Genomic DNA, 461 nt, shown 5'->3' with positions numbered 1-461 from the left:
GCGCTGATTGTGTTGGTGTCGATTTTGGTGCTCACGCTGGTGCTGCCCAATTTCACCACCAGCACGCCCGGCCCCACCTATAACGATGCCCAGCTGATTTTTGTGGCGATTGCTTCGCTGGTGCTCTACAGCGCGTTTATCATGGTGCAAACCGTGCGCCACCGCGATTATTTTTTGGCCGATGATGATGAAGACGGCCACCATCATGCCGCGCCGCCCTCGCTGAAAGTGACCTTAACCAGCCTGGGCTTTTTGCTGATTTGCTTGGCGATTGTGGTGTTGCTGGCCAAATCGCTCTCGCCGGCGGTGGAAGGCATGGTGGCCTCTATCGGCGCACCGGCTTCGCTGGTGGGCGTGATTATCGCCGCGGTGGTGCTGCTGCCGGAGGGGCTGGCCGCCGTACGCGCCGCCAGCCGCAATCATCTGCAAACCAGCCTCAATCTGTCGCTTGGCTCGGCGCT

1 protein-coding gene is annotated in these 461 nt (G+C 60.3%); it reads left to right on the top strand.

Annotation, left to right across the window (positions count from 1 at the left end):
• Positions 1–461 (top strand): calcium:cation antiporter (locus tag GUI43_RS35235; protein ID WP_502322470.1); only part of this gene is annotated, 461 nt, incomplete at both ends.

It is taken from the genome of Micromonospora noduli, assembly GCF_003264365.1.
GTDB classification, from domain to species: domain Bacteria; phylum Actinomycetota; class Actinomycetes; order Mycobacteriales; family Micromonosporaceae; genus Micromonospora; species Micromonospora noduli.
The sequence above is the reverse complement of the archived record's forward strand: the minus strand, read 5'-3'. Positions and strand labels throughout refer to the sequence as shown.